At 68.1% G+C, this 6,038-nt stretch carries 6 protein-coding genes and 1 pseudogene; 5 read left to right on the forward strand and 2 right to left on the reverse strand.

The features are described 5' to 3' along the window. The 3 genes and pseudogenes from G3N99_RS32875 to G3N99_RS32885 form a co-directional block, all read left to right on the forward strand. Nucleotides 1-115, forward strand: a pseudogene (locus G3N99_RS32875) (iron dicitrate transport regulator FecR); the annotation flags it as partial. A gap of 54 nt (nt 116-169) precedes the next feature. Further along, nucleotides 170-2,746 carry a TonB-dependent receptor gene (locus G3N99_RS32880; protein WP_206124455.1) on the forward strand — a complete coding sequence of 859 codons (2,577 nt, stop codon included), beginning with the start codon at nt 170-172 and terminating at the stop codon, nt 2,744-2,746. A 55-nt stretch (nt 2,747-2,801) separates the two neighbouring features. After that, a complete protein-coding gene (locus G3N99_RS32885; protein WP_174934717.1) occupies nt 2,802-3,581 on the forward strand; it encodes a hypothetical protein in 780 nt (259 codons plus the stop codon). A gap of 23 nt (nt 3,582-3,604) precedes the next feature. Here G3N99_RS32885 and G3N99_RS32890 read toward each other — a convergent pair whose 3' ends face one another. After that, nucleotides 3,605-4,477 carry a LysR family transcriptional regulator gene (locus G3N99_RS32890; protein WP_174934715.1) on the reverse strand — a complete coding sequence of 291 codons (873 nt, stop codon included), beginning with the start codon at nt 4,475-4,477 and terminating at the stop codon, nt 3,605-3,607. 112 nt (nt 4,478-4,589) lie between these two features. On the opposite strand from G3N99_RS32890, the gene G3N99_RS32895 reads away from it, so the two are divergent. Beyond that, nucleotides 4,590-5,015, forward strand: a complete 426-nt coding sequence (locus tag G3N99_RS32895) for a VOC family protein (protein WP_206124456.1) — start codon at nt 4,590-4,592, stop codon at nt 5,013-5,015. A 132-nt stretch (nt 5,016-5,147) separates the two neighbouring features. Then, entirely contained in the window at nt 5,148-5,732 is a 585-nt protein-coding gene (locus G3N99_RS32900) for a flavin reductase family protein (protein ID WP_206124457.1), read from the forward strand. A 21-nt stretch (nt 5,733-5,753) separates the two neighbouring features. On the opposite strand, the gene G3N99_RS32905 is transcribed toward G3N99_RS32900, so the two are convergent. Then, a partial coding sequence (locus G3N99_RS32905) for a LysR substrate-binding domain-containing protein (RefSeq protein WP_241011975.1) occupies nt 5,754-6,038 on the reverse strand: 285 nt, incomplete at its 5' end.

Consider the following 6,038-nt stretch of genomic DNA (forward strand, 5'->3'; position numbering starts at 1 on the left):
TACTTATCCGCTCGACGATCCCGCGCGCGTGCTCGACACGTTGAAGGCGACGCTGCCGATCGACGTTCACTACCTGACGCGCTACTGGGCGACGGTCGTGCCGGCCCGTTCGTGAGCCCGTCGAAAAAATTTTTCGCTGACCTGAGCTGTTTCTCGATGTTCGCGTGACATGGGTAGTGAAAGCAGCACTGGCCCATCGTCCACCGACCTCCCGATCATGGTTTCCATCCGTCTCACGTATCGGCGCCGTCCGGCGCCTGCCCGACATCTGCCGCGCGCGTCGCGCCCGGCCGCACCTGCCGCGCCGGGGCGCCTCGCGCGCCGGCTGGCCGGCGCCGTCCTGGTCTCGGCACTCCTTCCGCTGCCCGCGCTGGCCGACACCGACACCGATGCGGCGCCGGCCGCGCAGCGCGCGGCACGCCGTGCGTTCGACATTCCGTCCGGGCCGCTCGAAGCGGCGCTGAACCGGTTTGGCCGCGACGCGGGCATCCTGCTCGCGTTTCCGGCCGAGCTGACGGCCGGCCTGACGAGCGGCGGCGTGCAGGGCCGCTTCGACGTCGACGGCGCGCTCGACCGCCTGCTCGCGGGCACGGGGCTCGTCGCGTTGCGCCAGCCGGCTGGCGGTTACACGCTGAAGCGCGCGGACGGTTCGGTCGCACGGCCCGTGGCGGCCGGCGTGGCCGCGGGCGCCGAGTTGCCCGCGATCAACGTGCGTACCAGCGCGCTGCGCGCGGAGAGCTATCGCGCGCCGAAGGAGGCGGGCGTGCTGCGTTCCGACATCCCGCTGCTCGACACCGCGCAGGCCGTCAACATCGTGCCCGCGCAGGTGCTGCGCGACCAGCGTCCGCGCAATCTGGACGACGCGCTCGGCAACGTCAGCGGCATCACGCAGGGCAACACGCTCGCGGGCACGCAGGACACGATCATGAAGCGCGGCTTCGGCGGCAACCGCGACGGGTCGATCATGCAGAACGGGATGCCGCTCGTGCAGGGGCGCGCGTTCAACGCGGCGGTCGACAGCGTCGAGGTGCTGAAGGGGCCGACGTCGCTGCTGTACGGGCTGATGGACCCGGGCGGCGTGGTCAACGTCGTCACCAGGCAGCCGCAGCTTACGCGCTACAACGCGATCTCGCTCGGTGCGTCGACGTTCGGGCACGGCAAGAACGGCGGCAGCGCGACCTTCGATTCGACCGGGCCGGTCGGCGATTCGCGGCTCGCGTACCGGCTGATCGTCGACCAGTCGAACGAGCAGTACTGGCGCAATTTCGGCGAATACCGGCAAACCTTCGTCGCGCCGTCGCTCGCGTGGTATGGCCGCGATACGCAGGTCGTGGTCTCCTACCAGTACCGGAAATTCCATTCGCCGTTCGATCGCGGCACCGCGCTCGACCCGCGCACCAACGCGCCGCTCGACATTCCCGCGCGGCGGCGCATCGACGAGCCGTTCAACAACATGGACGGCGAATCGCATCTCGCGCAGGTGAGCGTCGATCACCAGTTCAACGCGGACTGGAGCGCGCATTTCGGCTACAGCTACAACCGCGAAACCTACGACGCGAACCAGTTGCGCACGACGGGCGTCGATCCGGTGAAGGGCACGATGACGCGCAGCAACGATGCGACGCACGGCTCGCTCAGCACCGACAGCTACGGGATCGGCTACGTGAACGGCAAGCTGATGCTGGGCGGGATGCAGCACGACGTGCAGGTCGGCTTCGACACCGAATACCGCCGCATCTACCGCGAGGACATGCTGCGGCAGGCCGTGAAGACGCCGTTCAACTATCTCAATCCCGTCTACGGGCTGCTGCCGCCGTCGAGCACGGTGTCGGCGAGCGACAGCGACCAGACCGACACGCTGCACGATGCGTCGGCGTTCGTGCAGGACACGATCCACCTGACCGACAAGTGGATCGTGTCGGGCGGGTTGCGCTACATCACGTACAACCAGGTCGCGGGGCGCGGCCGGCCGTTCGTCGCGAACACCGATCTCAGCGGCTCGAAGTGGTTGCCGCGCGCGGGCGTCGTCTACAAGTGGACCGACACGTTCTCGCTGTACGGCAGCTATTCGCAATCGCTGAAGCCGTCGTCGTCGATCGCGCCGATGACGGGCTACATCATCGACGGCGCGACGCCGCCCGAGGAAGCGACCGCGTGGGAAGTGGGCGGCAAGCTCGACCTGCCGGGCGGGATGACGGGCACGCTCGCGTTCTTCAACATCGACAAGAAGAACGTGCTCGTGTCGCAGTACAACGACGCGACCAAGCTGACCGACTGGCGCACGTCGGGCAAGGCGCGCTCGCGCGGGATCGAGCTCGACGTGTCGGGCAAGCTCGGCGAGCGCGTGAACGTGATCGCGAGCTACGCGTACATCGACGCGAAGACGACCGAGGATCCGCTGTACACGGGCAACCAGCTGTGGAACGTCGCGCGTCACACCGCGTCGCTCGCGGCCGTCTACGACTTCGGCACGGTGGTCGGCGGCGACGACCTGCGCATCGGCGCGGACATGCGCTACGTCGGCGCGCGGCCCGGCGATTCGGCGAACAGCTTCACGCTGCCGTCGTACGTGCTCGCCGACGCGTTCGCCACGTACGACACGCGGATCGGCAAGCAGAAGCTGTCGTTCCAGCTCAACGTGAAGAACCTCTTCAATCGCACCTACTACCCGTCGAGCGCGAACCGTTACTTCGTCGCGATCGGCGATGCGCGACAGGTGTCGCTGCTCACCACGCTGCAGTTCTGACCATGCAATCGCCGCGCGGCCATGACGGAGGCGCGCGGCTTCGGAGAAGATCCAGATGAACCGGAACATGAAAACCGGCGCCGTGCGCGCCGTGGCCGCCGGCGCGCGGCGTCGCGCATTGCGTGCGATCGCGGGCTCGGTGCTCGCGCTGGGCGCGGGCCTGGGCCTTGGCGCAGGTATGGCCGCTCCCGCGTTGGCGGCGGATGCACCGCAGGCCGTCACACGCGTCGCGATGCTCGTGCAGTTGCGTGGCCCGAACCTGAAGGTCGACGAACGCATCAGCCAGCATCTCGGCGAACGCGGCTATGCGGTGCGCCTGATCGACGAATCGTCGACGCCCGATGCGGCGCGCGATGCCGACCTGGTCGTGATCTCGTCGACGGTGTCGTCGAAGAACGTGCGGCCGGGCTGGCGCACGCTCGACAAGCCGCTCGTGACCTGGGAAAACGACCTGCTCGACGATTTCGCGATGACGGGCAAGCGTCATGACGTCGACTTCGGCGAAACGGGCAAGGAGCGCTACCTGTGGCTCGTCAATGCGCCGCACCCGATCGCGGCCGGGCTGCCGGCCGGCGCGACGAACGTGTACGGCAAGCAGGCGCCGATGAGCTGGGGCAAGCCGGGCCTCGGCGCGATCACGATCGCGACCGTGTATGGCCAACCCGACAAGGCCGCGATCTTCGCGTACGAGAAGGGCGCGACGATGGACTACGAAGCGCTCGCGCCGGCGCGCCGCGTGATGTTCTTCCTCGACAACGACACGTTCGTGAACCTGTCGCCGGCCGGTGTCGCGCTGTTCGACGCGGCCGTCGACTGGGCGGCCGGCCGGCGCTGATTTGCAGCGGCGGCCCTGGGCCGCTAGGCCGCTTGCGCCGCCGCTTCGATCAGTTGCGCGAGCATCTGCGCCGGCTCCGACATCGTGCGCCGTGCGCGATGCACGAGCCCGATGTCGCGGTGGAACGTGTGATGCCCGAGGTCGATCGCGCGCACGCCGGCCGGCCAGCGGCGATACACGGCGGTCTGCGGGACGATCGCGACGCCGACGCCGTTCTCGACCAGCTTGACGATCGCGTCGAGCTCGTCGAGCTCGCAGGTGTCGCGCACCGCGATGTGCATCTTCCTCAGAAAGCGGTCGACCTGACGGCCGCCGAACGACGCGCGGTCGTAGCGCACGAACGGTTCGCTCGCGAGCAGGTCGGCCCAGTCCTTGCCCTTCACGCTGCGCGGCACGATCAGCCGGAACGGTTCCTGCACGAGCGTCGTCCAGTGCAGGTCGCTCTGCAGCGAAAACGGCGGCCGGATGATCGCGGCCATGTCGATCTCGCCCGCATCCACCCGGTTGACCAGTTCGATCGACAGCCCCGGTATCACGCGCGTGCGGCACGCGGGATGCCGGCGATGGAAATCGGCGAGCGCGGCCGGCAGCAGCGCGCTCTGTACCGATGCGATCGCGCCGATCGTCACGCGCCCGGTGGCCGGCGAACCGGGCGCCGTCGAGCTCAGGTTCTCGTACAGGCCGATCAGCGCCTGCGCCTGGTCGAGCACGTGATGACCCATCTCGTTGAGCCGGGCCGACCGGCCTTGCCGGTCGAACAGCGCGAAGCCGAGCTCGGCTTCGAGGCGCTGCATCTGCGCGCTCACGGCCGCCTGCGTGAGCCCGATACGGTTGCCGGCCGCGGCGAACGTGCCTTCCCGGGCGACGGCGACGAGGGTTTTCAGTTCGCGGATCATTCATCAATTCCGTTTGTGAATGACGCAACTATATATTGATTTAATTTCTGCTTGAGCTTGACTACCATGGTGCCGTCCTCGCGCCACGCGAGCGTTCCATCACGAGGCCACCATGAGTCTTTCCCCGTTTCACCTGGCGATCCCGGTCTACGACCTGCCGGCCGCGCGCGATTTCTATGGCCGCGTGTTCGGGCTGGCAGAGGGGCGCTCGAGCGCGCAGTGGGTCGATTTCGACTTCTACGGGCACCAGCTCGTGATCCACGAGCATCCGAAGACCGTGTCGCAGGAAGGCGCGCATACGAATGCGGTGGACGGTCACGACGTGCCGGTGCCGCATTTCGGGATCGTGCTCGACTGGCCGAGCTGGGAAGCGCTGGCCGAGCGGCTGAAGTCGTTCGGCGTGACCTTCGTGATCGAGCCGTATGTGCGGTTCCAGGGGCAGGTCGGCGAACAGGCGACGATGTTCCTGTTCGACCCGTGCGGCAATGCACTCGAATTCAAGGCGTTCCGCGATATCGGCCAGTTGTTCGCGAAGTGACCGGCGGCGCCGTCAGCGCCGATTGAAATTGGGTGCGAGAATGCGGCCTCCGGCCCGGCTGCGCGCATGCGCACCGGACGGCGCCGCGCCGCACGGCATCCGTCCGTGCGTGCCGTTCTCCAAGGAACCCGTATGGACAGTCACATCGCTCCGGTGGAGCTGAAGAAGGCCTACCGTCTCCTCAACCACGGCCCGACCGTGCTGGTGTCGGCCCGCCACGACGGCGTCGACAACGTGATGGCCGCCGCCTGGGCGTGCGCGCTGGACTTCCTGCCGCCGAAGCTGACGGTCGTGCTCGACAAGACCGCGAAGACGCGCGAGCTGGTCGAGCGCAGCGGCACGTTCGTGATCCAGGTGCCGACGGCCGCACAGCTTCGGCTCACGCATGCGGTCGGCAACCACAGTCTCGCGGAGCGGCCCGACAAGCTGCGCGAAGCGGGCGTCACGCTGTTCGAAGTCGAAGGCCACGACCTGCCGTTCGTCGCCGGCTGTTCGGGCTGGCTCGCGTGCAAGCTGATTCCGGAACCGCACAACCAGCAAACCTACGACCTGTTCATCGGCGAGGTGGTCGCGGCGTGGTCCGATACGCGCGTGTTCCGCGACGGCCACTGGTATTTCGAATCGGCCGATCCGGCGCTGCGCAGCCTGCACTACATCGCGGGCGGCAATTTCTACGCGATCGGCGAATCGCTGCACGTCGATCCGGACGCGAAGTAAGCGTTGACCCGGGCGCGCGGTTCACGCGCGCCTTTTCAATGCCGTCAGCATGGTGTCGGCGAACGCCTGCGCGACGCGCGGCAGCGTGCGGCCGCGCTTCATGACGAGTGCGATCGGCCGCACGAACGCGGGGTCGTCGATCGGCTTCGCGACCAGCTCGGGCTCGGCACGCACCTCGCGCGCGGTCGCCGGCAGGATCGTTACGCCGAGCCCGCCGCGCAACATCGCGACGGCCGTCATCATGTAGGTCGGCTCGCACGCGATGTCGGGCGTGCAGCCGGCCGCGTCCAGCGCGGCATCGACGAC

This window comes from Burkholderia sp. Ac-20392 (assembly GCF_017104585.1).
In the GTDB taxonomy this organism is placed as follows: domain Bacteria; phylum Pseudomonadota; class Gammaproteobacteria; order Burkholderiales; family Burkholderiaceae; genus Burkholderia; species Burkholderia lata.